This window comes from Roseateles sp. P4_D2 (assembly GCF_056401875.1).
In genome coordinates, this window is sequence record NZ_JBFUIM010000023.1 from 26,532 (window position 1) to 46,955 (window position 20,424).

The window sequence follows — 20,424 nt, forward strand, 5'->3', positions numbered from 1 at the left end:
TGCGCTCTCGCTGCTGTCCCTGTCACCAGCACCAGTCCTTCCACCACCTGCCCGCTTAACGCGCGGCTGCACGCCGGGCTCACCAGAAAACCAAATGCAGCGTCGCTCGGGCGACACCACCGAGGTTGCGCGGCGGTCGCGTCGCCCGAGCGACGCTGCATTCCCTGACGAGTTCGGCGTGCAGCCGACGTTAAGCGGCGTGAAGGGGCGCTGGATGGTGATCGTCATAGGGACAGCAGCGAGAGCGCAGCGGGTCGCGTCCGCCCGAAATGGAGGTGAGCGTTTTCGCGCGCCGCTCCTGGCGGTGTGGTGCTCGTGTGCGGTTCAGCGCCTCTTCTTTGGTGACTTTCTTCTGGCGCCGCAGAAGAAAGTCACCCCGCCGCCGGGCGGGACTCCCGGCAATGCATCGAGCAAGAGCACGCCAGGCAAAGCCACCTAATGCCTAACCCAACCACCACATGGCTGGAAAGCAAAGGCTGGAAAGCCTTCCCCTTCCAACGCACCGTCTGGAAGGAAATGAAAGCCGGCCATTCCGGCCTCCTTCACGCCACCACCGGCTCCGGCAAGACCTTGGCCGTCTGGCTCGGCGCGCTGCAAGCCTTCGGCGACAAGGAAGCTCCGCTGACTGTGCTCTGGGTGACCCCGATGCGCGCGCTCAGCCACGACACGCTGCTAGCCCTGCAGGACGCGGCGTCTGCGCTCGCGCCGGACTGGACGCTGGCCGCACGCACCGGCGACACATCCACCAGCGAGCGCGCCTCGCAACAGCGCCGCTGGCCCACCGGCCTCGTCACGACGCCCGAATCCCTGAGCCTGATGCTCTCCCGCGCTGACGCCCCGGACATCCTGAAGCGGGTGCGCTTGGTCGTCGTCGATGAATGGCATGAATTGCTGGGCACCAAACGCGGCGTGCAACTGCAGCTGGCGCTGGCGCGGCTGCGGCACTGGAACCCGGCGCTGATGACCTGGGGCCTGTCGGCCACGCTGGCCAATCTCGACGAGGCGCGTGACGTGCTGGCGCCGGAGGCGGTGCTGGTGCGCGGCGCCCAGGACAAGAAGATCGACATCGCGACGCTGCTGCCCGCTCGCATCGAGCGCTTCGCCTGGGGCGGCCACATGGGTCTGACCATGCTGCCGGCCGTCGCCGAGCTGATCGACAAGGCGGCCAGCACCTTGGTGTTCACCAACACGCGCTCTCAGAGCGAGCGCTGGTTCCAGGCGCTGCTGGACTCACGGCCCGACTGGGCCGGCGCGATCGCGCTGCATCACGGCTCCATCGATGCCGAGCTGCGGCGTTGGGTAGAGGCGGCGATGAAGGCCGGCCAGCTCAAGGCCGTCGTCTGCACGGCCAGCCTGGACCTGGGCGTGGACTTCCTGCCGGTGGACCAGGTGCTGCAGATCGGCTCGGCCAAGGGCGTGGCCCGCCTGCTGCAGCGCGCCGGTCGCAGCGGCCATGCGCCGGGGCGCCGCTCGCGCGTGACCATGGTGCCGACGCACAGCCTGGAGATCGTCGAGGCCTCGGCCCTGCGCGCCGCCGTGGAGGCCGGCCGCATCGAGCCGCGCCACGCGCCGGTGGCGCCGCTGGATGTGCTTGTGCAGCATCTCGTGACGGTGGCACTGGGCGGAGGCTTCCGGCCCGAGCAGTTGCTGGCCGAGGTGCGTACAGCGCCGAGCTATCGCGGCTTGAGCGACGAGGCCTGGCAATGGGCCCTGGCCTTTGTGCGCCATGGCGGCGAGAGCCTGCGCGCCTACCCGGACTTCCAGCGCGTGGTGCCCGACGACGAGGGCGTGTGGCGTGTGCCGGACGTGCGGCTGGCGCGGCGCCACCGCAGCAACATCGGCACCATCGTGTCGGATGCCATGATGAGCGTGCAGTTCCTGGGCGGGGGGCGCATCGCGACGGTGGAGGAGAGCTTCATCGCGCGGCTCAAGCCCGGCGATGTCTTCCTGCTGGGTGGCCGGGCGCTGGAGCTGGTGCGCGTCGAGGGGCTGACCGCCTATGTGCGCATCGGCAAGCCGGGCCGCGCGCTGCTGCCGCGCTGGAACGGCGGGCAGTTCCCGATCTCCGACACGCTGGCCGATGCGATGCTGGAGCGCTTCGATGAAGCGGCGCAGGGTCGCTATCTGGACAAGGAGATGCGCTTCGTCGCACCGCTGCTGAAGCTGCAGGCCGAGTGGTCGGCCCTGCCCGGGCCGCAGCGGCTGCTGGCCGAGGTGCAGACCTCGTCGGACGGCCACCACCTCTTCCTCTACCCGTTCGCCGGCCGCACGGTGCACCTGGGCCTGGCTTGGCTGCTGGCCTGGCGCGTGGGGCGCGACACGCCGGCCACCTTCACCGTCGCCATCAACGAATACGGCATGGAGCTGCTCAGCGCCACCGACGTCGACTGGGCGGCGCGCCTGCCCGGACTGCTTGCCGCCGTGGACCGCCACACTCTGCGCCAGGAGGTGCTGGCCAGCATCAACGCCAGCGAACTGGCGCGCCGGCGCTTCCGGCAGATCGCGCGCATCTCGGGGCTGATCTTCCAGAGCCACCCCGGCGAGGTGCGCAGCCAGCGCCAGCTGCAGGCATCGAGCTCGCTGTACTTCGACGTCTTTCGCCAGCACGACCCGGGCAACCGCCTGCTGCGCCAGGCCGAGGAGGAGCTGCTGTCGGCCGAGCTGGACGAGGACTCGCTGGCGCGCACGCTGGACCGGCTGGCTGCAATGCCGCTGGACTTGCAGCGGCCAAAGCAGACCTCGCCGCTGGCCTTTCCGCTGCTGGTGGAGATGCTGCGCGAACGGGTGACGACCGAGTCGCTGGCGCAGCGGCTGACACGCATGCTGGCGGAGCTGGAGGCGGCGGCGGGCGGAGGCGCGGCGCCGCTGGACGTGGGCGCGCGGCTGGCCTTCGCGCAGGAGAGCAACAAGACCGCTAAACGCAGTGGTGCGCGGCGGGGGCGGCGGTGAGCCTCAGCATCGAAGCTGCCGGCGAGACCTTGTGCCTGCTGCCGGATGGCGCGGTCTGGTGGCCCACCGCGCGCACGCTGTTCGCTGCCGACCTGCACCTGGGCAAGGGCGCTGCCTTTCGTGCGCAAGGTCAGGCGGTGCCGGCTGGCAGCAGCGCGCGCACACTGGCGCGGCTGGAAGCGCTGGTAGCGACGCACCGCGCGACTCGACTCGTCGTGCTGGGTGATTTCTGGCACGGCGCCGAGGGGCTGACGCCGGCCCTGCTCGAATCGGTCGACGGCTTTGCGCGACGCGTACAGACCGTGCTGGTACTCGGCAACCACGACCGGCGCATTCATCCGCCCGGCTTGCCGATGGAGGTTGTCAGCACGGCATGGGCGCTAGGCCCTTTGACAGCTGCGCATGAGCCACCGCCACCCGGCGCAGCGGGCTTCACGCTTGCAGGGCATTGGCACCCCGCCGTCGTCATCGCCAGCCGTGCGGGGGACCGACTGCGCCGGCCTTGCTTCGTGCGCTACCCGCACGCCCTGGTGCTGCCGGCCTTCGGCGGCCTCACCGGTGCGCTGACGCTGCGGCGCGCGGACCTTGCCCGGCACAGCGCGCAAGTGGCGGTGCTTGGCGACGGCGATCTGCACTGGCTGCCTTTGCGCCGTTAACGCGGCCGGTCAGATCTTGTGCTGAGGCGGGCCCTGGGGTGCTTCACGCGCCGTGCCGTCTTTCTGGCGCGCCGGCGCCTTGGCCTGCTTGGTCAGCGTCTGCCCTTGGGTGGCCTTGGTTGTGGCGAATTCGCTGGCGGTGTGCGTCACGGGGCCGGACTGGGCGTTGTGGCTGTGGCTGTGGCCAAGATGGGACTTGCTCATGGTGCGCCTCACTGCCAGTTGAAGCCGTAGTGGGTATAGACGCTGCGGCCGTAGTCCTCGGTGTAGGCCGGCACTGCGTCCTTGGCGTACCGCGGCGCATCGGTCAGCAGGTCGCGATCCAGGTTGACGACATAGCCATCCTTGCTGGTGTCGTACTTCAGCATGTCCCAGGGCAACGGGTAGCGGTCGGTACCCAGGCCGAGAAAGCCGCCGAATTCCAGTGCGGCATAACGCACATGGCCGGTGCGCTTGTCGATGACGAGGTCGTCGATGGCGCCGAGCTTGTCGCCGGCGAGGTCGTAGACCGCGGTGCCCTCGACCTTGGCCGAGGAGATGGTGGGATGGAGGCTCATGGCGGGTTCGTGCGAAGTGGAAGCGGCGTTCCACTGTGCGCGCGCCGGGGCCGCGGTGTCGTCAGGCTGGGTTTGCCTTGCGCGTAGGAGGGGGCCGACGCCGCGAGCGCCCATGAAAAAGCCCGCACGAGGCGGGCTTCATGGATCAGCGCGGGCTGAACTTATTCGACGGCTTCGCCAGCGGTCTCGCCTTCGGCGCGATCCACCAGCTCAACGAAAGCCATGGGCGCGTTGTCGCCGACGCGGAAGCCCATCTTCAGGATGCGGGTGTAGCCGCCCGGACGAGCCGCGAAGCGCGGGCCCAGTACGTTGAACAGCTTGCTGACGATGTCGCGGTCGCGCAGGCGGTCGAAAGCCAGGCGGCGGTTGGCCAGCGTGGGTTCCTTGGCGAGCGTGATGAGGGGCTCAACGACGCGGCGCAGTTCCTTGGCCTTGGGGACCGTGGTTTTGATGGCTTCGTGCTCGAGCAGAGACACGCACATATTGCGCAGCATCGCAGCGCGGTGGGCGCTGGTGCGGTTGAGTTTACGGAGGCCGTTACGGTGACGCATGGTGCTATTCCTTTTTCACTTTGTTAATGCCAGCAGCCGGATCAGGTACTGCTGGTTGCACGATCAAACGCACCAAAGTGCGTTTGTCATCCGATGACGGCCTTCAGGCCGTCTTTTCTGTTCGAGCGAAGCGGATTACCGCTTGTCCAGGCCTTGCGGGGGCCAGTTTTCCAGGCGGGCGCCGAGGGTGAGGCCGCGCGAAGCCAGCACTTCCTTGATTTCGTTGAGCGACTTGCGACCCAGATTCGGGGTCTTCAGCAGCTCGGTCTCGGTGCGCTGGATCAGATCGCCGATGTAGTAGATGTTTTCGGCCTTCAGGCAGTTGGCCGAACGCACGGTGAGCTCGAGTTCGTCGACCGGGCGCAGCAGGATCGGGTCGAAGCTGCTGGAGCGCTGGGCCGGCTGGTCGAAGGCGTCGACCAGGTCGGTGCCTTGCAGCTGGGCGAAGACGGCCAGTTGCTCAACCAGGATCTTGGCCGAAGCACGGATCGCTTCCTCGGGCGAGATGGCGCCGTTGGTTTCGATTTCCATGACCAGCTTGTCCAGGTCGGTACGCTGCTCGACGCGGGCGTTTTCGACGGCGTAGCTGACGCGCTTGACGGGCGAGAACGAGGCGTCCAGGACGATGCGGCCGATGCTCTTGGTCGGCTCGTCGCCGAAGCGGCGCATCGTGCCGGGCACATAGCCACGGCCCTTCTCGACCTTGATCTGCATGTCGAGCTTGCCGCCCTGCGACAAGTGGGCAATGACGTGCTCGGGATTGATGATCTCGACGTCGTGCGGGGTCTGGATGTCGGCCGCGGTGACGGGGCCTTCGCCTTCCTTGCGCAGGACCAGGGTCACTTCTTCACGGTTGTGCAGGCGGAAGACGACGCCCTTGAGGTTCAGCATGATGTGAACCACGTCCTCTTGCACGCCGTCGATGGCCGAGTACTCGTGGAGCACGCCGGCAATCGTCACTTCCGTCGGCGCATACCCCACCATCGACGAGAGCAGCACACGGCGCAGGGCGTTGCCCAGGGTGTGACCGTAGCCGCGTTCGAACGGCTCCAGGGTGACCTTGGCGCGATGACCGCCCAGGGGCTCCACGTTGATGGACTTGGGTTTGAGCAAGTTGGTTTGCATGAGGTCTTTCTTTCAATACCCTCGGTTCGTTACACCGATAAGGCTGAGGACCAGCCGGGCAGAGCCTACGAAGGGCAAAAGCCCGGACGAGGAAACGCCGACCGCGCCCAAAGCAGGCGTGGTCGGCGGGGGAAATCATTAACGCGAGTACAACTCGACGATCAGCGATTCGTTGATCTCGGCGCCGAACTCATCGCGGTCCGGAGCCTTCTTGAACACGCCTTCGAGCTTGGTGCCGTCGACGCTGACCCAGGCCGGCAGGCCGATGGAATCAGCGAGCTTGAACGACTCGGTGACGCGCAATTGCTTCTTGGCCTTGTCGCGCACGGCGACGGTGTCACCGGCCTTGACCAGGTAGGAAGCGATGTTGACGACCTCGCCGTTCACCGTGACGCCCTTGTGCGAAACCAGCTGGCGGGCTTCTGCGCGGGTGGAGCCGAAGCCCATGCGGTAGACGACGTTGTCCAGACGCGATTCCAGCAGCTGCAGCAGGTTCACGCCGGTCGAGCCCTTGCGGCGCTCGGCTTCGGCGAAGTAGCGGCGGAACTGGCGCTCCAGCACGCCGTACATGCGCTTGACCTTCTGCTTCTCGCGCAGCTGCAGGCCGAAGTCGGACGTGCGTTGGCCGGAGGTGCGGCCGTGCTGGCCGGGCTTGGAGTCGAACTTGACCTTGTCGCTGATGGCGCGGCGGGCGCTCTTCAGGTAGAGGTCGGTGCCTTCGCGGCGGGAAAGTTTGCCCTTGGGGCCGAGGTAACGTGCCACTTTGCGTGTCCTTGTTCAATCTGACGCCAAGCCTCAAATCCGAGGTTGTTGACGCGAGTCCAGCCGGTGTTTTTATGGGCTTGGACGGTGGGCTTATGAGCCGTCTCGAAAATGAGATCGACTCAAGACTGAAGCCGGCGCGGCACAAAGTGCCCGCCGGCTCCGGGAAAACGTGCGATTATCGCACCGCCATCCGAATCTGCAATGTCCCTGTCACCTAGAGGTGAATGGGATCAGATACGGCGACGCTTCTGCGGACGGCAGCCGTTGTGCGGCACGGGCGTCACGTCAGAGATCGAGTTGATGCGAATGCCCAGCGCTGCCAGGGCGCGAACCGACGACTCACGACCCGGGCCGGGGCCCTTGATCTTGACGTCGAGGTTCTTGATGCCCTGCTCTTGTGCAGCGCGGCCAGCCACTTCAGCTGCCACCTGGGCTGCAAAGGGGGTCGACTTGCGCGAGCCCTTGAAGCCTTGGCCACCCGACGAAGCCCACGACAGGGCGCCGCCTTGACGGTCAGTGATGGTGATGATGGTGTTGTTGAACGAGGCGTGGACGTGCGCGATGCCGTCTGCAACGTTCTTGCGGACCTTCTTGCGAACCCGCTGGGCAGCCGAATTGTTGGGTGCTTTTGCCATGATGAGCTTCTTTCAGTTCGGGCAGCTTACTTCTTGCCGGTCGCAGCCGACTTGCGCGGACCCTTGCGGGTACGGGCATTCGTACGGGTGCGTTGACCACGCATCGGCAGGCCACGGCGGTGACGGAAGCCGCGGTAGCAACCGAGGTCCATCAGACGCTTGATGTTGATGGACTGCTCACGGCGCAGGTCACCTTCGATGGTCAACTTGTTGACCTCGTCACGGATCTTTTCGAGATCGCCGTCGTTCAGGTCCTTGACCTTCTTGTCGAACGGAATGCCGCAGTTCGTGCAGATCTGCTGAGCGGTCGTACGGCCAATGCCGTAGATCGAGGTCAGACCGATCTCAGTGTGCTTTTGCGGCGGAATGTTGATACCAGCAATACGTGCCATGGTTGTCCTCTAGTCCTGTCGTGCGAGCTGGGGCTCAGCCCTGGCGCTGCTTGTGGCGCGGGTCGGTGCAGATCACACGCACCACGCCCTTGCGGCGGATGATCTTGCAATTGCGGCACATCTGCTTAACGGATGCCGAAACTTTCATGGTCTGCTCCTTGGCCTAACTTCTTTGCGCTCACACGCGTCCGGGGGTTCAAACAGCTCACTTCGCCCGGAACACGATGCGAGCACGACTCAAATCGTAGGGTGTCAGCTCTACGGTCACTTTGTCGCCAGGCAGGATGCGGATGTAGTGCATCCGCATCTTGCCGGAGATGTGACCGAGAACGACATGCCCGTTCTCCAACTTGACTCTGAACGTGGCGTTGGGGAGGTTCTCAAGAATCTCGCCCTGCATTTGAATGACGTCGTCTTTCGCCATGCCGTACGTTCAGGATTGTTGTTGGAATCAATCTTGGTTAACGATCAGCTCCGCGCCCTCAGGGCTTGAAGCTGGCCTTCTTCAGCAGTGACTCGTACTGCTGACTCATGATGTAGCTCTGCACCTGGGCCCAGAAGTCCATCGTCACGACGACGATGATCAACAGGGAAGTGCCACCGAAGTAGAACGGAACGTTGTACTTCAGCGTCAGGAATTCGGGCAGCAGGCAGACCAGCGTGATGTAGATCGCACCAGCCAGCGTGAGCCGCGAAAGGATCTTGTCGATGTGCTTGGCGGTCTGCTCACCCGGACGAATGCCCGGAATGAACGCGCCACTCTTCTTCAGGTTGTCTGCGGTCTCACGACTGTTGAACACCAGCGCCGTGTAGAAGAAGCAGAAGAACACGATGGCAGCCGAATACAGCAGCACATAGATCGGCTGACCCGGGCTGACCATGCCGGCCAGGTCCTTCAACCAGCGCAGACCATCACCCGTCGCGAACCAGCTCACCACCGTTGTCGGCAGCAGGATGATCGACGAGGCGAAGATCGGCGGGATCACGCCGGACATGTTCAGCTTCAGCGGCAGGTGCGACGACTGGCCGCCGTAGACCTTGTTGCCGACCTGGCGCTTCGCATAGTTCACGAGGATCTTGCGTTGGCCACGTTCGACGAAGACCACGGCGAAGGTCACCAGCACGACCAGCGAGATCACGATCAGCGCCGAGCCGTAACCCATCGCACCGGTACGCACCAGCTCGAACAGGCCACCGATCGCACCCGGCAGACCCGCGGCGATACCGCCAAAGATCAGGATCGAGATGCCATTGCCCAGACCGCGCTCGGTGATCTGCTCACCCAGCCACATCAGGAACATCGTGCCGGCCACCAGGCTGGACACTGCGGTCAGGCGGAAGCCGAAACCAGGGTTCAGCACCAGGCCAGCAGAGCCTTCCAGCGCCAATGCGATCGACAGGCTCTGGAACAGAGCCAGACCCAGCGTCGCATAACGCGTGTACTGGGTGATCTTGCGACGCCCGGCTTCGCCTTCCTTCTTCAGCTGTTCCAGCGTCGGCACGACGTAGGTCATCAGCTGTAAAACGATGGACGCCGAGATGTAAGGCGTAATGCCCAACGCGAACACGGTGAAGCGCGACAGCGCGCCGCCCGAGAACATGTTGAACAGGCTCAGGATGCCACCGGCCTGGCCCTTGAAGAATTGGGCCAGCTGGTTCGGGTCGATACCGGGCACGGGGATATGCGCCCCGATGCGGTAGACGACCAGAGCCAGCAGCAGGAACACAAGCCGACGACGCAGGTCGCCGAACTTGCCGCTCTTGGCCAGCTGATTCGCGTTGGTAGCCACGCTGGATCAGTTCCTTGTGCGCTGTGAATTAAGCGACCGAGCCGCCGGCCGCCTCGATGGCCGCCTTGGCGCCCTTCGTGGCGTTCACGCCCTTCAGCGTGACCTTGCGCTCGATGGCGCCGGACAGGATGACCTTGACCGACTTGGCCAGTTGGGGCACCAGGCCGACCGCCTTCAGCGTCGACACGTCGATCTCTTCGCCGGCCAGACCTTGCAGGTCCGACAGGTTGATCTCGACGCTGTACTTCAGCGTCAGCGACTTGAAGCCACGCTTGGGCAGGCGACGTTGCAGCGGCATCTGGCCGCCTTCGAAGCCGACCTTGTGGTAGCCACCAGCGCGGGACTTCTGGCCCTTGTGGCCACGACCTGCGGTCTTGCCCAGGCCCGAGCCGATGCCGCGGCCGACACGGCGCTTGGCATGCTTGGAGCCCTCAGCGGGCTTGATCGTGTTGAGTTCCATCGTCTTGTCCTCTTGTGTGCCGCGCTTAGAGCACTTGCACCAGATAAGCGATCTTGTTGATCATGCCGCGCACTGCGGGCGTGTCTTCCAGGGTGCTCTGGCTGTTCAGCCGACGCAGACCCAGGCCGACCACGGTGGCACGGTGCGAGGCGCGGCAGCCGATGGGGCTACGCACCAGCTTGACCGTCACGGTTTTCTTGTCAGACATCTTGTGCTCCGCTTGGGCGATCAGTTGAAGATTTCTTCAACAGTCTTGCCGCGCTTGGCTGCGACAGAGGCCGGCGTGGTTGAACGCTTCAGAGCGTCCAGCGTGGCGCGGACCATGTTGTAAGGGTTGGTCGAACCGTGGCTCTTGGTCACGATGTCGGTCACGCCCATCACTTCGAAGACGGCGCGCATCGGGCCGCCGGCGATGACGCCGGTACCGGCAGGAGCCGGGGCCATGATGACGTGTGCAGCACCGTGCTCGCCCACCACGTTGTGGTGGATGGTGCCGTTCTTCAGGCTGACCTTGACCATGTTGCGGCGAGCCGACTCCATGGCCTTCTGCACGGCGACCGGCACTTCCTTGGCCTTGCCCTTGCCCATGCCGATGCGGCCATCGCCATCACCGACCACGGTCAGAGCGGCGAAGGACAGCGTACGGCCACCCTTCACAACCTTGGTCACGCGGTTGACCGCGATCATCTTTTCCTTCAGGCCGTCGTCGTTGCCTTCAGCCTGAGCGCCGCGGGGTTGAAACTTTGCCATTTCTTATTCCTTGATGCGTCAGAACTGCAGGCCGGCTTCGCGGGCTGCTTCGGCCAGGGCCTTGACACGGCCGTGGTAGGCAAAACCGGAGCGGTCGAAGGCAACCTTCTCGACGCCAGCGGCCTTGGCCTTCTCGGCGATCAGCTTGCCCACCAGCGTGGCAGCGGCGACGTTGCCGCCGTTGCTGCTCAGCTGTTCGCGGACCGACTTCTCGGCAGTGGAGGCTGCAGCCAACACCTTGGCGCCGTCTTCCGAGACGACTTGGGCGTAGATATGCAGGTTGGAGCGGAACACCGTCAGACGGGCCACGCGCTGGATCGCAATGCGAGCGCGGGTCTGGCGCGAACGACGCAGGCGTTGTTCTTTCTTGGTCATCATGGCGCTGCTCCTTACTTCTTCTTGGTCTCTTTGAGGGAGACCTTCTCATCCGAATAACGGATGCCCTTGCCCTTGTAGGGCTCAGGCGGACGGAAGGCGCGCACCTCGGCGGCGATCTGGCCGACGACCTGACGGTCAGCGCCCTTGATGACGATTTCCGTCTGGGTCGGGCACTCGACCTTGATACCAGCCGGCATGTCCTTCACCACGGGGTGAGAGAAGCCGATCTGCAGGTTGAGCTTCTGACCCTGGGCCTGGGCGCGAAAGCCCACGCCCACCAGGTTCAGCTTGCGCTCGAAACCCTTGCTGACGCCGCTGACCATGTTGGCCACCAGGGCGCGCATGGTGCCGCTCATCGCATCGGCTTCGGCCGACTCGTTGGCGGGAGCGAAGCTCAGCTTGCCGGCTTCGTTCTTGACGGTGACGAGCTTGTTCGACTGACGCACCAGCGTGCCCAGCGAGCCCTTGACGCTGATCGAATCAGCACCGACGGTCACATCCACGCCTTGCGGGAGGTTGACCGGCATTTTTCCAACGCGGGACATTGTTTCTACTCCTTCGCTTAGGCGACGTAGCAGAGGACTTCGCCGCCGATACCGGCAGCGCGAGCCTTGCGGTCCGTCATGACGCCTTGCGGAGTCGTGACGATCGCCACGCCCAGGCCATTCATGACCTGAGGAATGTCGTGGCGGCCCTTGTAGATGCGCAGGCCGGGGCGGCTGACGCGCTCGATACGCTCGATGACCGGACGGCCAGCGTAGTACTTCAGCGCGATTTCCAGCTCGGGGCGGGCAGCTTCGCCGCGGACGGCGAAGTCATCGATATAGCCTTCGTCCTTCAGGACTTTGGCAATCGCCACCTTCAGCTTGGACGACGGCATGGCAACGCTCGTCTTTTCGACGATCTGCGCGTTACGAATGCGGGTCAGCATATCGGCGATGGGATCACTCATGCTCATTTGCGAATACTCCTATCGGCCGATTACCAGCTGGCCTTGACGACACCGGGGATGTCGCCCTTGAAGGCCAGTTCACGAATCTTGTTACGGGCCAGGCCGAACTTGCGGAAGGTGCCACGCGGACGACCGGTCAGCTCGCAGCGGTTGCGCAGGCGAGTCGGGTAGGCGTTACGGGGCAGCTTCTGCAGCTCGAGGCGAGCGGCGTAGCGCTCTTCATCCGACTTCTTGCTGTCGTCGATGATGGCCTTCAGTTCTGCGTACTTCTTCGCGAACTTGGCGACGAGTGCTTCGCGCTTCAGTTCACGTTGCTTGATGGAAGTTTTAGCCACAGATCACCTCAGTTCTTGAACGGGAACTTGAACGCAGCCAGGAGAGCCTTGGCTTCGTCGTCCGTCTTGGCAGTCGTCGTGATGCTGATGTTCAGACCACGCAGAGCATCCACCTTGTCGTATTCGATTTCGGGGAAGATGATCTGTTCTTTGACGCCGATGTTGTAGTTGCCACGGCCATCGAACGAACGACCGGAGATACCCCGGAAGTCGCGAACGCGCGGCAGGGCGATCGTCACGAAGCGGTCCAGGAATTCATACATCTGGACGCCGCGCAGGGTGACCATTGCGCCGATGGGCACCGCGTCACGGATCTTGAAGCCGGCGATTGCCTTCTTCGACTTCGTGACGACGGGCTTCTGGCCGGCGATCTTGGTCAGGTCGCCCACGGCGTGGTCCATGACCTTCTTGTCGGCGACAGCCTCGCTCACGCCCATGTTGAGCGTGATCTTGGTGATGCGAGGCACCTCCATGACCGACTTGTAGCCGAACTTCTCGACCAGGCCGGGCACGATTTTTTCGCGGTAATGCGTTTGAAGACGAGCCATGAGGGACCTCTTAAGCCTTGATCTCTTCGCCGGTCGACTTGAACACGCGCACCCGCTTGCCGTCGACGAGCTTGACGCCCACCCGATCGGCCTTGCCGGAAGCGGCGTTGAAGATCGCCACGTTGGATTGATGGATAGGCATGGTCTTGTCGACGACGCCACCGGTGGTGCCCTTCATGGGGTTGGGCTTGACGTGCTTCTTGACGACATTGATGCCGTCAACGACCACATGGGCGTCGTCAGTGCGGGCGGACACAGTGCCGCGCTTACCCTTGTCGCGGCCGGTCAGCACAATGACCTGGTCGCCGGTACGAATCTTGTTCATGGCTTACCTCAGACAGTGGGGGCTCAAAGCACCTCGGGCGCCAGCGACACGATCTTCATGAAGCGCTCGGTACGCAGTTCACGCGTCACCGGGCCGAAGATGCGGGTGCCGATCGGCTCCAGCTTGGCATTGAGCAGCACGGCGGCATTGCCGTCGAACTTGACGAGCGAGCCGTCCTGGCGGCGCACGCCCTTGGCAGTACGAACCACCACGGCGCTGTAGACCTCGCCCTTCTTCACGCGACCACGCGGAGCAGCTTCTTTGATGCTGACCTTGATGATGTCGCCAATGTGCGCATAGCGGCGCTTGGAGCCGCCCAGCACCTTGATGCACTGAACGGACTTCGCACCAGTGTTGTCCGCGACATCAAGCCGCGATTGCATTTGGATCATGTCTGTCCCCAACTTGCCCCGAGTTGCAGCAGAGCTGCGCGTCGGTCAGTCTTGGGCCCGTAAGTCAGTCAGCTTGTAGCGTTGCGCCACTTGCTGCCCAACGGTTGAGGGCGGATCCGAAACCAGCATGGGCAGCTGCGTAGCAGGTGCACTGGTGTTCGGCGAAGCTGCGCATTATGCAGTGAGAACCCTTGGGGCGTCAATGCCTGTCGCAGAAGTTTTTGCAGGACCGGCTGCTGCCGGCCCGCGGAATGACCAATTGCTTAGGCGGCCTTGGCTTGCGCCAGCATCGTGCTGGCGTCGCTGACCTCGAACTTGCCGGGGCCTTCGACGTTCAGCGTCTTGACGACGCCATCCTTGACCAGCATCGAGTAGCGCTGCGAGCGCACGCCCATGCCCTTGGCGGTGAGGTCCAGCGTCAGGCCGGTGGCCTGGGCGAACTGGGCGCTACCGTCGGCCATCATGCGGACCTTGCCGGCGGTCTTCTGGTCACGACCCCACGCGCCCATGACAAAGGCGTCGTTGACGGACACGCACCAGATCTCGTCAACACCGGCAGCTTTCAACGCCTCGGTCGACTCGACGTAGCCCGGCACATGCTTGGCCGAGCAGGTCGGCGTGTAGGCGCCCGGCAGGGCAAAGATGGCGATGGTCTTGCCGGCCGTGGCCTTCTCGATATCGAAGCTGTTGGGGCCGAGCGAGCAGCCCTCGCCTTCCACTTCGATGAATTCCTGCAGGCTGCCTGCGGGCAGCTTGTCGCCAACCTTGATCATGGTGTCGCTCCTGAGAGAGTGTTCCGGAAATGAAAAACCGGCGCGCCAGTTGCCCAGCGTGCCGGTTGTGCAGCGGTCATGCGACCGGTGTCTTTAGACGATCTCGGCCTTCTCGACCAGGCGGGTCACGACCCAGCTCTTGGTCTTGGAGATCGGACGGCCTTCGCTGATCTCGACGACGTCACCCATCTTGTACTCGCCCTTTTCGTCATGGGCGTGGTACTTGCGGGAACGGGCCACGATCTTGCCGTAGAGCTCGTGCTTGGCGCGACGCTCGACCAGGACGGTGACCGTCTTGGCACGCTTGTCGCTGACCACGCGGCCGACCAGGGTGCGCGTGTTCTTGGCTTGGACTTGGGCCTCAGTCATTTCGTGGCCTCCTTCTTCTTTTGTGCCAGGACGGTCTTGGCACGCGCGATGTCGCGGCGGGTCTTGCCCAGTTGGCTGTGGTTGGTCAGCTGCTGGGTGGCCTTTTGCATGCGCAGGCCGAAGTGGGCCTTCAGCAAGTCGGTCACTTCCTTTTCGAGGGCAGCGACATCCTTGGTGCGGAGTTCAGTTGCTTTCATGGTGTCTTCCTCAGGTGCCGACCTGGCGGGCCACGAAGGTGCAACGCAGCGGCAGCTTGGCAGCAGCCAGCGTGAACGCCTCGCGAGCGAGTTGCTCGGGAACGCCGTTAACCTCGTAGATCACCTTGCCGGGCTGGATTTCAGCGACGTAGTACTCGGGGTTGCCCTTGCCGTTACCCATCCGAACTTCGGCAGGCTTTTGCGAGATGGGCTTGTCCGGGAACACGCGGATGAAGATTCGACCACCGCGCTTGATGTGGCGCGAGATCGCGCGGCGAGCCGCTTCGATCTGGCGGGCCGTCAGACGGCCGCGCTCGGTGGCCTTGAGGCCGAAATCACCGAAAGACACCGCAGCACCTCGGGTCGCAACACCCGTGTTGCGGCCCTTCTGCTCCTTGCGGTATTTACGACGAGCGGGTTGCAGCATGCTTATTCTCCTTTGGCCTCACCACCGGCTGCGGGGACCTTGCGGACCACGCGCTTGGCGGCGGGCTTGGCTGCGTCACCCGTGGGGGCGGCGGCAGCGGGCTGATCTGCTCCGTCACGCGGGCCACGGTCGCCACCCGGACGGCCACGGCCACCAGGAGCGCCCGGACGGGCGTTACGGCGCGGGCGACGATCGTCTTCGGCGCCTGCGGGGGTGTTGATGACTGGAGCCTCGCCATTGGCAAGACGGTCACCGCGGTAGACCCAGACCTTGACGCCGATGACGCCGTAGGTGGTCTTGGCTTCGGAGAAGCCGTAGTCGATGTCGGCCTTCAGGGTGTGCAGGGGCACACGACCTTCGCGATACCACTCGGTACGAGCGATTTCGATGCCGTTCAGACGACCAGCGCTCATGATCTTGATGCCCTGGGCACCCAGACGCATCGCGTTCTGCATCGCGCGCTTCATGGCGCGGCGGAACATGATGCGCTTCTCGAGCTGCTGGGTGATCGAGTCGGCGATCAGCTGAGCATCGACTTCGGGCTTGCGCACTTCTTCGATGTTGACGGCGACGGGCACGCCCAGACGCTTGGTCAGTTCAGCCTTCAGCGCTTCGATGTCCTCGCCCTTCTTGCCGATCACGACGCCCGGGCGAGCCGAGTAGATCGTGATGCGTGCGTTCTTGGCGGGGCGCTCGATCAGGATGCGCGAAACGGCAGCATTCTTGAGCTTGGCCTTCAGGTACTCGCGAACACGCAGATCTTCGGCCAGCATCGTGGCGAAGTTCTGATTGTTCGCATACCAGCGCGAAGCCCAGTTACGGGTGACAGGAAGGCGAAAGCCAACCGGATGGATTTTCTGTCCCATAGTCTTCTTGCGCCTTAGTTGCCGACAGCCACAAAGATGTGGCAGGTGGGCTTGCTGATGCGGTTGCCGCGACCCTTGGCGCGAGCCGAGAAGCGCTTCAGCGTGGCACCCTGCTCGACGTAGATCGAGGTGACCTTGAGTTCATCAATGTCAGCGCCGTCGTTGTGCTCGGCGTTGGCGATGGCGCTTTCCAGCGCCTTCTTGATGATGACGGCCGCCTTCTTCTGGGTGAATTCCAGGATGTTGAGGGCGTGGTCCACCTTCTTGCCGCGGATCAGGTCAGCCACGAGGCGACCCTTGTCACACGAGAGGCGAACGCCGCGAACGATTGCTTTGGTTTCCATCGTCGGCATCCTTACTTCTTCCCGGCCTTCTTGTCGGCCGGATGGCCTTTGAAGGTGCGGGTCAGTGCGAATTCACCCAGCTTGTGGCCGACCATCTGGTCAGACACATAAACCGGCACGTGCTGCTTGCCGTTGTGCACGGCGATCGTCAGACCGATGAACTCGGGCAGGATCGTCGAGCGGCGCGACCAAGTCTTGATGGGCTTCTTGTCTTTAATGGCAACAGCCTTGTCGACCTTGGCCATCAGATGGTGGTCAACGAAGGGGCCCTTCTTCAGCGAACGGGTCATGGCCTAGCCCTTACTTCTTGCGACGCGAGACGATGAACGTCTGCGTGCGCTTGTTGTTGCGAGTGCGGTAGCCCTTCGTCAGGGTGTTCCACGGCGACACAGGGACCTGGCCCTCGCCGGTGCGGCCTTCGCCACCACCGTGCGGGTGATCCACCGGGTTCATCGCCACACCGCGAACGGTCGGACGGATACCCTTCCAGCGGATCGCGCCGGCCTTGCCGTACTGGCGCAGGCTGTGCTCTTCGTTGCTCACTTCACCGATGGTGGCGCGGCAGTCGACGTGCACGCGGCGGACTTCGCCGGAGCGCAGACGGATCTGGGCGTAAACGCCTTCGCGAGCCATCAGGACCGCAGACGTGCCGGCCGAACGGATCATCTGGGCACCCTTGCCAGGCTGCAGCTCGATGCAGTGAATCGTCGAGCCCACCGGGATGTTGCGGATCGGCAGCGTGTTGCCAGCCTTGATCGGGGCTTCCGCGCCGCTCAGGATGGTCGAACCCACTTCCAGACCGCGCGGAGCGATCACGTAGCGGCGTTCGCCGTCGGCGTACACCACCAGCGCAATGTGGGCGGTGCGGTTCGGGTCGTACTCGATGGTCTCGACCTTGGCCGGAATGCCGTCCTTGTTGCGCTTGAAGTCGACCACGCGGTAGTGGTGCTTGTGACCACCGCCCTTGTGGCGAATCGTGATGTGACCGTTGTTGTTGCGGCCCGAATTCTGGATTTGCGGCTCAAGCAAAGCTGCATGGGGCGCGCCCTTGTGCAGGTGCTTGTGCACCACCTTGACGACGCCACGGCGACCGGGCGAGGTAGGTTTGACTTTGACGATGGCCATTTACGCGGCCTCCCCGGAGAAATTGAGCTCTTGACCGGCCTTGAGGGCCACATAGGCCTTCTTGACGTGGTCACGGCGGCCGGCACGGCCACCAAAGCGCTTCGTCTTGCCCTTGACCTGGACGACGTTGACCGACTCGACCTCGACCTTGAACATCAGTTCAACAGCGGCCTTGATTTCGGGCTTGGTGGCGTCGCGCAGGACCTTGAACAGGACCTGGTTGTGCTTCTCGGCAACTTGCGTGGCCTTTTCGGACACGATGGGCGCGAGCAGCACGGAGGCCAGACGGCCTTCGGAATACTTGGGGGCGCTCATGCCAGCATCTCCTTGAGTTGCTCGACCGCAGCCTTGGTCACCAGCACCTTCTTGTAGAAGACCAGCGACAGGGGGTCGGCGTAGCGCGGCTCGACGACCAGCACATTGGCCAGGTTGCGCGAAGCCAGCAGCAGGTTGTCATCCACGACATCGGAGATGACCAGCACCGAGTCCAGGCCCATGGCCTTGAACTTGGCGGCCAGCAGCTTGGTCTTGGGGGCTTCGATCGAGATCGAATCCACCACGGCCAGGCGGCCTTCGCGGGCCAGCTGCGACAGGATCGCAGCCATGCCGGCGCGGTACATCTTCTTGTTCAGCTTGTGCGAGAAGTTCTCGTCAGGCATGTTCGGGAAGATGCGACCGCCCCCGCGCCACAGCGGCGACGAGGTCATACCGGCGCGAGCGCGGCCGGTGCCCTTCTGGCGGAAAGGCTTCTTGGTCGAGTGATGAACCTGTTCACGGTCCTTCTGGGCACGAGTGCCTTGGCGGGCGTTGGCCTGGAAGGCCACGACCACCTGGTGCACCAGGGCTTCGTTGTAGTCGCGAGCGAAGATGGTGTCAGGCGCTTCCACCTTGGCGGTGGCCTGACCCTGCTCGTTCAGGAGCTCGAGCTGCATCAGTTGGCTCCCTTCTTGACTTTGACCTTGACGGCCGGGCGAACGACGATGTGGCCGTTCTTGGAACCCGGGACCGCGCCGCGGACCAGCAGCAGTTGACGGGCTTCGTCAACGCGCACGATGTCCAGGTTCTGCGTGGTGCAGGTTTCGTCGCCCATGTGGCCGGTCATCTTCTTGCCCGGGAACACACGGCCCGGGTCTTGCGCCATCGAGATCGAGCCCGGCACGTTGTGCGAACGGCTGTTACCGTGCGACGCGCGCTGCGAGCTGAAGTTGTGGCGCTTGATGGTGCCCGCAAAGCCCTTGCCGATGGACGTGCCCTGCACGTCGACCAGCTGGCCGGCGGCGAACAACGTCACCGGAACGGTCGCGCCAGCTTGGTACTGGGCTGCGACGTCGGCTTCGACGCGGAATTCCTTGAGGATTTCACCGGCTTCGACACCTGCCTTGGCAAGGTGGCCGGCTTCAGGCTTGGTGACGCGCGAAGCTTTGCGCGTACCGAACGCCACTTGAATGGCGCTGTAGCCGTCGGTCTCTTGGGTCTTGACCTGGGTCACGCGGTTGTTGGACACGTCCAGCACCGTCACAGGGATGGCATCGCCATCGTCCGTGAAGATGCGCATCATGCCCACCTTGCGGCCCAGCAAACCGAGACGGTTGCTCAGACTCATGTTTTTCTCCAGCCCCGTCGGCTCACGCCTCGGAAGCTATTGCGAACACCCGACATCGATTGGCCGGGCTGACTTGTGCAGGATCTCTTGCGAAACACCGCGCGAATATCCGAGCAGGCATAGGCCAACCCGGAAAAGCTGGTGAGTATAGCCTGCGGGGTTGCCCCGATGCAAGCGTTAGGCCCCGCCCAGCACAAAAGACAAGACCCCGGCCTGCCGAGGCAGGACCGGGGTCTTGGATTACCAAGCCCAAAGGCTCGGAATTACTGCAGCTTGATTTCGACGTCGACGCCGGCGGGCAGGTCGAGCTTCATCAGGGCGTCAACCGTCTTGTCGGTCGGGTCGACGATGTCCATCAGACGCTGGTGGGTGCGGATCTCGAACTGGTCGCGACTCGTCTTGTTGACGTGGGGCGAACGCAGGATGTCGAAACGTTCCATGCGCGTCGGCAGGGGCACGGGGCCCTTGACGATGGCGCCGGTGCGCTTGGCGGTCTCGACGATCTCGAGGGCCGACTGGTCGATCAGCTTGTAATCAAACGCCTTGAGGCGGATGCGGATCTTTTGCTTTTGCATGACGGTTCCTTAAAGAGCAGGTGGTGAGCACCGAGCGGATGCCGCCCGGCGCACGTCACGCATGAATTACGCGAGGATCGTGGCGACGACGCCCGAGCCGACGGTGCGACCACCTTCACGGATGGCGAAGCGCAGGCCGGTTTCCATCGCGATCGGCGCGATCAGCTTCACGGTGATGCCGACGTTGTCGCCGGGCATGACCATTTCCTTGTCCTTGGGCAGCTCCACCGCACCGGTCACGTCCGTGGTACGGAAGTAGAACTGGGGACGGTAGTTGTTGAAGAACGGCGTGTGGCGGCCGCCCTCTTCCTTGGACAAGACGTAGATCTCGGCCGTGAAGTGGGTGTGCGGCTTGATCGAGCCGGGCTTGGCCAGCACTTGGCCGCGCTCGACGTCTTCACGCTTGGTGCCGCGCAGCAGGATGCCGACGTTGTCGCCTGCTTGACCTTGGTCCAGCAGCTTGCGGAACATTTCGACGCCGGTGACGGTGGTCTTCTGCACGTCGCGGATGCCGACGATTTCGATTTCTTCGCCGACCTTGATGATGCCGCGCTCGACGCGACCGGTCACGACGGTGCCGCGGCC

36 protein-coding genes are annotated in these 20,424 nt (G+C 63.8%); 3 read left to right on the forward strand and 33 right to left on the reverse strand.

The features are described 5' to 3' along the window. The first annotated feature begins 94 nt into the window (after positions 1-94). From AC1DW0_RS28550 to pdeM, 3 genes are read left to right on the forward strand one after another with little or no spacing between them, the layout of a single operon-like run. Positions 95-439 carry a hypothetical protein gene (locus AC1DW0_RS28550; protein WP_477949431.1) on the forward strand — a complete coding sequence of 115 codons (345 nt, stop codon included), beginning with the start codon at positions 95-97 and terminating at the stop codon, positions 437-439. After that, positions 439-2,949: a ligase-associated DNA damage response DEXH box helicase gene (locus AC1DW0_RS28555; RefSeq protein ID WP_477949433.1), complete on the forward strand. Its 2,511-nt coding sequence runs from the start codon at positions 439-441 to the stop codon at positions 2,947-2,949. Before AC1DW0_RS28550 ends, AC1DW0_RS28555 begins: the two co-directional genes overlap by 1 nt. Continuing rightward, entirely contained in the window at positions 2,946-3,605 is a 660-nt protein-coding gene (gene pdeM / locus AC1DW0_RS28560; protein WP_477949435.1) for a ligase-associated DNA damage response endonuclease PdeM, read from the forward strand. The genes AC1DW0_RS28555 and pdeM overlap by 4 nt, the downstream gene beginning before the upstream one ends. 9 nt (positions 3,606-3,614) lie before the next feature. On the opposite strand, the gene AC1DW0_RS28565 is transcribed toward pdeM, so the two are convergent. The 33 genes from AC1DW0_RS28565 to AC1DW0_RS28725 all read right to left on the reverse strand — a co-directional run. Continuing rightward, entirely contained in the window at positions 3,615-3,809 is a 195-nt protein-coding gene (locus AC1DW0_RS28565; RefSeq protein WP_056194180.1) for a hypothetical protein, read from the reverse strand. 8 nt (positions 3,810-3,817) lie between these two features. Continuing rightward, positions 3,818-4,162 carry a PRC-barrel domain-containing protein gene (locus AC1DW0_RS28570; RefSeq protein ID WP_056194183.1) on the reverse strand — a complete coding sequence of 115 codons (345 nt, stop codon included), beginning with the start codon at positions 4,160-4,162 and terminating at the stop codon, positions 3,818-3,820. Between the two features lie 161 nt (positions 4,163-4,323). Continuing rightward, the gene (rplQ, locus tag AC1DW0_RS28575; protein ID WP_056194184.1) at positions 4,324-4,713 is read right to left on the reverse strand and encodes a 50S ribosomal protein L17; all 390 of its coding nucleotides are present in this window, start codon (positions 4,711-4,713) and stop codon (positions 4,324-4,326) included. A 135-nt stretch (positions 4,714-4,848) separates the two neighbouring features. Further along, the gene (locus AC1DW0_RS28580) at positions 4,849-5,838 is read right to left on the reverse strand and encodes a DNA-directed RNA polymerase subunit alpha (RefSeq protein ID WP_056194188.1); all 990 of its coding nucleotides are present in this window, start codon (positions 5,836-5,838) and stop codon (positions 4,849-4,851) included. Between the two features lie 138 nt (positions 5,839-5,976). Then, entirely contained in the window at positions 5,977-6,600 is a 624-nt protein-coding gene (gene rpsD, locus AC1DW0_RS28585; RefSeq protein WP_056194191.1) for a 30S ribosomal protein S4, read from the reverse strand. Positions 6,601-6,833: 233 nt separating this feature from the next. Then, a complete protein-coding gene (rpsK, locus tag AC1DW0_RS28590; protein ID WP_056194196.1) occupies positions 6,834-7,238 on the reverse strand; it encodes a 30S ribosomal protein S11 in 405 nt (134 codons plus the stop codon). Between the two features lie 26 nt (positions 7,239-7,264). Continuing rightward, positions 7,265-7,630, reverse strand: coding sequence for a 30S ribosomal protein S13 (rpsM, locus tag AC1DW0_RS28595; RefSeq protein WP_056194199.1), 366 nt, complete (start codon positions 7,628-7,630; stop codon positions 7,265-7,267). A 34-nt stretch (positions 7,631-7,664) separates the two neighbouring features. After that, the gene (gene rpmJ, locus AC1DW0_RS28600; RefSeq protein ID WP_056194202.1) at positions 7,665-7,778 is read right to left on the reverse strand and encodes a 50S ribosomal protein L36; all 114 of its coding nucleotides are present in this window, start codon (positions 7,776-7,778) and stop codon (positions 7,665-7,667) included. Between the two features lie 57 nt (positions 7,779-7,835). After that, positions 7,836-8,054 carry a translation initiation factor IF-1 gene (infA, locus tag AC1DW0_RS28605; protein WP_009855680.1) on the reverse strand — a complete coding sequence of 73 codons (219 nt, stop codon included), beginning with the start codon at positions 8,052-8,054 and terminating at the stop codon, positions 7,836-7,838. A 58-nt stretch (positions 8,055-8,112) separates the two neighbouring features. Beyond that, positions 8,113-9,420, reverse strand: coding sequence for a preprotein translocase subunit SecY (gene secY / locus AC1DW0_RS28610; protein WP_056194205.1), 1,308 nt, complete (start codon positions 9,418-9,420; stop codon positions 8,113-8,115). A gap of 28 nt (positions 9,421-9,448) precedes the next feature. Then, positions 9,449-9,880, reverse strand: a complete 432-nt coding sequence (gene rplO, locus AC1DW0_RS28615) for a 50S ribosomal protein L15 (protein ID WP_056194207.1) — start codon at positions 9,878-9,880, stop codon at positions 9,449-9,451. A 25-nt stretch (positions 9,881-9,905) separates the two neighbouring features. Next, positions 9,906-10,088 (reverse strand): 50S ribosomal protein L30, encoded by a 183-nt coding sequence (gene rpmD, locus AC1DW0_RS28620; protein WP_056194210.1) that lies wholly within the window; start codon positions 10,086-10,088, stop codon positions 9,906-9,908. A 20-nt stretch (positions 10,089-10,108) separates the two neighbouring features. Next, on the reverse strand, positions 10,109-10,630 hold the full coding sequence (rpsE, locus tag AC1DW0_RS28625; protein WP_056194212.1) for a 30S ribosomal protein S5: 522 nt from the start codon (positions 10,628-10,630) through the stop codon (positions 10,109-10,111). A gap of 18 nt (positions 10,631-10,648) precedes the next feature. After that, entirely contained in the window at positions 10,649-11,008 is a 360-nt protein-coding gene (rplR, locus tag AC1DW0_RS28630) for a 50S ribosomal protein L18 (RefSeq protein WP_056194215.1), read from the reverse strand. 11 nt (positions 11,009-11,019) lie between these two features. Further along, positions 11,020-11,553 (reverse strand): 50S ribosomal protein L6, encoded by a 534-nt coding sequence (gene rplF, locus AC1DW0_RS28635; RefSeq protein WP_057297235.1) that lies wholly within the window; start codon positions 11,551-11,553, stop codon positions 11,020-11,022. Between the two features lie 17 nt (positions 11,554-11,570). Then, complete coding sequence (rpsH, locus tag AC1DW0_RS28640) at positions 11,571-11,966, reverse strand: 30S ribosomal protein S8 (RefSeq protein WP_056194221.1); 396 nt, start codon at positions 11,964-11,966, stop codon at positions 11,571-11,573. Between the two features lie 23 nt (positions 11,967-11,989). Continuing rightward, entirely contained in the window at positions 11,990-12,295 is a 306-nt protein-coding gene (gene rpsN, locus AC1DW0_RS28645) for a 30S ribosomal protein S14 (protein ID WP_056194224.1), read from the reverse strand. Between the two features lie 8 nt (positions 12,296-12,303). Then, a complete protein-coding gene (rplE, locus tag AC1DW0_RS28650; protein ID WP_056194227.1) occupies positions 12,304-12,843 on the reverse strand; it encodes a 50S ribosomal protein L5 in 540 nt (179 codons plus the stop codon). Positions 12,844-12,853: 10 nt separating this feature from the next. After that, positions 12,854-13,168: a 50S ribosomal protein L24 gene (gene rplX, locus AC1DW0_RS28655; RefSeq protein WP_056194230.1), complete on the reverse strand. Its 315-nt coding sequence runs from the start codon at positions 13,166-13,168 to the stop codon at positions 12,854-12,856. Between the two features lie 23 nt (positions 13,169-13,191). Next, positions 13,192-13,560 carry a 50S ribosomal protein L14 gene (rplN, locus tag AC1DW0_RS28660; protein WP_056194233.1) on the reverse strand — a complete coding sequence of 123 codons (369 nt, stop codon included), beginning with the start codon at positions 13,558-13,560 and terminating at the stop codon, positions 13,192-13,194. A 263-nt stretch (positions 13,561-13,823) separates the two neighbouring features. Continuing rightward, positions 13,824-14,333, reverse strand: a complete 510-nt coding sequence (locus AC1DW0_RS28665) for a peroxiredoxin (protein ID WP_056194236.1) — start codon at positions 14,331-14,333, stop codon at positions 13,824-13,826. Between the two features lie 93 nt (positions 14,334-14,426). Then, complete coding sequence (rpsQ, locus tag AC1DW0_RS28670) at positions 14,427-14,702, reverse strand: 30S ribosomal protein S17 (protein ID WP_056194239.1); 276 nt, start codon at positions 14,700-14,702, stop codon at positions 14,427-14,429. Then, on the reverse strand, positions 14,699-14,899 hold the full coding sequence (gene rpmC, locus AC1DW0_RS28675; protein ID WP_056194241.1) for a 50S ribosomal protein L29: 201 nt from the start codon (positions 14,897-14,899) through the stop codon (positions 14,699-14,701). Before rpmC ends, rpsQ begins: the two co-directional genes overlap by 4 nt. A 10-nt stretch (positions 14,900-14,909) precedes the next feature. Then, positions 14,910-15,326, reverse strand: a complete 417-nt coding sequence (gene rplP / locus AC1DW0_RS28680) for a 50S ribosomal protein L16 (protein ID WP_056194244.1) — start codon at positions 15,324-15,326, stop codon at positions 14,910-14,912. A 2-nt stretch (positions 15,327-15,328) separates the two neighbouring features. After that, entirely contained in the window at positions 15,329-16,192 is an 864-nt protein-coding gene (gene rpsC, locus AC1DW0_RS28685) for a 30S ribosomal protein S3 (RefSeq protein ID WP_056194248.1), read from the reverse strand. A 14-nt stretch (positions 16,193-16,206) separates the two neighbouring features. Then, positions 16,207-16,536 (reverse strand): 50S ribosomal protein L22, encoded by a 330-nt coding sequence (gene rplV, locus AC1DW0_RS28690; RefSeq protein ID WP_056194291.1) that lies wholly within the window; start codon positions 16,534-16,536, stop codon positions 16,207-16,209. An 11-nt stretch (positions 16,537-16,547) separates the two neighbouring features. Continuing rightward, positions 16,548-16,826, reverse strand: a complete 279-nt coding sequence (gene rpsS / locus AC1DW0_RS28695; RefSeq protein WP_056194250.1) for a 30S ribosomal protein S19 — start codon at positions 16,824-16,826, stop codon at positions 16,548-16,550. Positions 16,827-16,836: 10 nt separating this feature from the next. Then, positions 16,837-17,661: a 50S ribosomal protein L2 gene (gene rplB, locus AC1DW0_RS28700; RefSeq protein ID WP_056194253.1), complete on the reverse strand. Its 825-nt coding sequence runs from the start codon at positions 17,659-17,661 to the stop codon at positions 16,837-16,839. Continuing rightward, positions 17,662-17,976, reverse strand: coding sequence for a 50S ribosomal protein L23 (rplW, locus tag AC1DW0_RS28705; protein ID WP_056194256.1), 315 nt, complete (start codon positions 17,974-17,976; stop codon positions 17,662-17,664). It lies immediately after the preceding gene. Beyond that, positions 17,973-18,593: a 50S ribosomal protein L4 gene (gene rplD, locus AC1DW0_RS28710; RefSeq protein WP_056194259.1), complete on the reverse strand. Its 621-nt coding sequence runs from the start codon at positions 18,591-18,593 to the stop codon at positions 17,973-17,975. Before rplD ends, rplW begins: the two co-directional genes overlap by 4 nt. Next, on the reverse strand, positions 18,593-19,264 hold the full coding sequence (gene rplC / locus AC1DW0_RS28715) for a 50S ribosomal protein L3 (protein WP_056194263.1): 672 nt from the start codon (positions 19,262-19,264) through the stop codon (positions 18,593-18,595). Before rplC ends, rplD begins: the two co-directional genes overlap by 1 nt. A gap of 263 nt (positions 19,265-19,527) precedes the next feature. After that, positions 19,528-19,839 carry a 30S ribosomal protein S10 gene (gene rpsJ, locus AC1DW0_RS28720; RefSeq protein WP_056194266.1) on the reverse strand — a complete coding sequence of 104 codons (312 nt, stop codon included), beginning with the start codon at positions 19,837-19,839 and terminating at the stop codon, positions 19,528-19,530. Positions 19,840-19,905: 66 nt separating this feature from the next. Next, positions 19,906-20,424 (reverse strand): EF-Tu C-terminal domain-related protein (locus tag AC1DW0_RS28725; RefSeq protein ID WP_477949440.1); only part of this gene is annotated, 519 nt, incomplete at its 5' end.

Bases quoted from the DNA above. Each gene is read 5' to 3' on its own strand.
- AC1DW0_RS28550 (WP_477949431.1), top strand. From the start codon at position 95: ATGCAGCGTCGCTCGGGCGACACCACCGAGGTTGCGCGGCGGTCGCGT.
- AC1DW0_RS28555 (WP_477949433.1), top strand. From the start codon at position 439: ATGCCTAACCCAACCACCACATGGCTGGAAAGCAAAGGCTGGAAAGCC.
- AC1DW0_RS28565 (WP_056194180.1), bottom strand. From the start codon at position 3,809: ATGAGCAAGTCCCATCTTGGCCACAGCCACAGCCACAACGCCCAGTCC.
- AC1DW0_RS28570 (WP_056194183.1), bottom strand. From the start codon at position 4,162: ATGAGCCTCCATCCCACCATCTCCTCGGCCAAGGTCGAGGGCACCGCG.
- rplQ (WP_056194184.1), bottom strand. From the start codon at position 4,713: ATGCGTCACCGTAACGGCCTCCGTAAACTCAACCGCACCAGCGCCCAC.
- AC1DW0_RS28580 (WP_056194188.1), bottom strand. From the start codon at position 5,838: ATGCAAACCAACTTGCTCAAACCCAAGTCCATCAACGTGGAGCCCCTG.
- rpsK (WP_056194196.1), bottom strand. From the start codon at position 7,238: ATGGCAAAAGCACCCAACAATTCGGCTGCCCAGCGGGTTCGCAAGAAG.
- rpsM (WP_056194199.1), bottom strand. From the start codon at position 7,630: ATGGCACGTATTGCTGGTATCAACATTCCGCCGCAAAAGCACACTGAG.
- rpmJ (WP_056194202.1), bottom strand. From the start codon at position 7,778: ATGAAAGTTTCGGCATCCGTTAAGCAGATGTGCCGCAATTGCAAGATC.
- infA (WP_009855680.1), bottom strand. From the start codon at position 8,054: ATGGCGAAAGACGACGTCATTCAAATGCAGGGCGAGATTCTTGAGAAC.
- rplO (WP_056194207.1), bottom strand. From the start codon at position 9,880: ATGGAACTCAACACGATCAAGCCCGCTGAGGGCTCCAAGCATGCCAAG.
- rpmD (WP_056194210.1), bottom strand. From the start codon at position 10,088: ATGTCTGACAAGAAAACCGTGACGGTCAAGCTGGTGCGTAGCCCCATC.
- rpsE (WP_056194212.1), bottom strand. From the start codon at position 10,630: ATGGCAAAGTTTCAACCCCGCGGCGCTCAGGCTGAAGGCAACGACGAC.
- rplR (WP_056194215.1), bottom strand. From the start codon at position 11,008: ATGATGACCAAGAAAGAACAACGCCTGCGTCGTTCGCGCCAGACCCGC.
- rplF (WP_057297235.1), bottom strand. From the start codon at position 11,553: ATGTCCCGCGTTGGAAAAATGCCGGTCAACCTCCCGCAAGGCGTGGAT.
- rpsH (WP_056194221.1), bottom strand. From the start codon at position 11,966: ATGAGCATGAGTGATCCCATCGCCGATATGCTGACCCGCATTCGTAAC.
- rplE (WP_056194227.1), bottom strand. From the start codon at position 12,843: ATGGCTCGTCTTCAAACGCATTACCGCGAAAAAATCGTGCCCGGCCTG.
- rplX (WP_056194230.1), bottom strand. From the start codon at position 13,168: ATGAACAAGATTCGTACCGGCGACCAGGTCATTGTGCTGACCGGCCGC.
- rplN (WP_056194233.1), bottom strand. From the start codon at position 13,560: ATGATCCAAATGCAATCGCGGCTTGATGTCGCGGACAACACTGGTGCG.
- AC1DW0_RS28665 (WP_056194236.1), bottom strand. From the start codon at position 14,333: ATGATCAAGGTTGGCGACAAGCTGCCCGCAGGCAGCCTGCAGGAATTC.
- rpsQ (WP_056194239.1), bottom strand. From the start codon at position 14,702: ATGACTGAGGCCCAAGTCCAAGCCAAGAACACGCGCACCCTGGTCGGC.
- rpmC (WP_056194241.1), bottom strand. From the start codon at position 14,899: ATGAAAGCAACTGAACTCCGCACCAAGGATGTCGCTGCCCTCGAAAAG.
- rplP (WP_056194244.1), bottom strand. From the start codon at position 15,326: ATGCTGCAACCCGCTCGTCGTAAATACCGCAAGGAGCAGAAGGGCCGC.
- rpsC (WP_056194248.1), bottom strand. From the start codon at position 16,192: ATGGGACAGAAAATCCATCCGGTTGGCTTTCGCCTTCCTGTCACCCGT.
- rplV (WP_056194291.1), bottom strand. From the start codon at position 16,536: ATGGAAACCAAAGCAATCGTTCGCGGCGTTCGCCTCTCGTGTGACAAG.
- rpsS (WP_056194250.1), bottom strand. From the start codon at position 16,826: ATGACCCGTTCGCTGAAGAAGGGCCCCTTCGTTGACCACCATCTGATG.
- rplB (WP_056194253.1), bottom strand. From the start codon at position 17,661: ATGGCCATCGTCAAAGTCAAACCTACCTCGCCCGGTCGCCGTGGCGTC.
- rplW (WP_056194256.1), bottom strand. From the start codon at position 17,976: ATGAGCGCCCCCAAGTATTCCGAAGGCCGTCTGGCCTCCGTGCTGCTC.
- rplD (WP_056194259.1), bottom strand. From the start codon at position 18,593: ATGCAGCTCGAGCTCCTGAACGAGCAGGGTCAGGCCACCGCCAAGGTG.
- rplC (WP_056194263.1), bottom strand. From the start codon at position 19,264: ATGAGTCTGAGCAACCGTCTCGGTTTGCTGGGCCGCAAGGTGGGCATG.
- rpsJ (WP_056194266.1), bottom strand. From the start codon at position 19,839: ATGCAAAAGCAAAAGATCCGCATCCGCCTCAAGGCGTTTGATTACAAG.